General features: G+C 47.9%; 1 protein-coding gene and 1 pseudogene. One reads left to right on the top strand and one right to left on the bottom strand.

All coding sequences use genetic code 11. The annotated features are described in order from the left end of the window. Nucleotides 1–116 (top strand): annotated as a pseudogene (locus tag R7093_RS28415) (lytic transglycosylase); the annotation flags it as partial. Here R7093_RS28415 and R7093_RS28410 read toward each other — a convergent pair. Further along, on the bottom strand, nucleotides 106–507 hold a 402-nt coding region (locus R7093_RS28410), incomplete at its 5' end, for a transporter associated domain-containing protein (RefSeq protein WP_318147434.1). The pseudogene R7093_RS28415 and the gene R7093_RS28410 overlap by 11 nt on opposite strands.

Below are 507 nucleotides of genomic sequence, written 5' to 3'. Positions count from 1 at the left end.
ACCGACAAAATGCAGGCATCGATCGTCACAGCAAAGGGAGCATTACGTTGAGTGACGTCTCTTACAAAGTTAGGCAGAAGCTGGCGAAAGGTTTGCAGCCTAACTTTATGGGTTAGCGTCGCCATCGTTGGCGTCGGTGGTTGTTTCCGACTCTGTCTCTCGGCTCACTTTAACTTGCACAATCCGGTGATGCTTGACGTTTAACACCTCAAACTGCCAGCCCTCATAGTCGACCAACTCTCCTGCATGTGGAAGGCGTCCTAGCCACCAAGTTAAAAAGCCATTGAGGGTTTGAAAACCTTCACTATCTTCGCCTTCAATTGTGGTCAATCCCAGTTTGTATTTGAGTTCGTTGAGAGGAATCAGCGCATCCATCAGCCAACTGCCGTCTTTTTGCTGCTTCGCCCAGATTTGTTCTGGTGCCATTCCTAATTCGCCAGCGATGGACTTGAGCAAATCGTATAAGGTGACTAAGCCTTGCACGTCACCATATTCATCAACAATAAA

This window comes from Vibrio sp. 1580, assembly GCF_033340055.1.
This window is presented reverse-complemented; position numbering and strand designations above follow the sequence as displayed.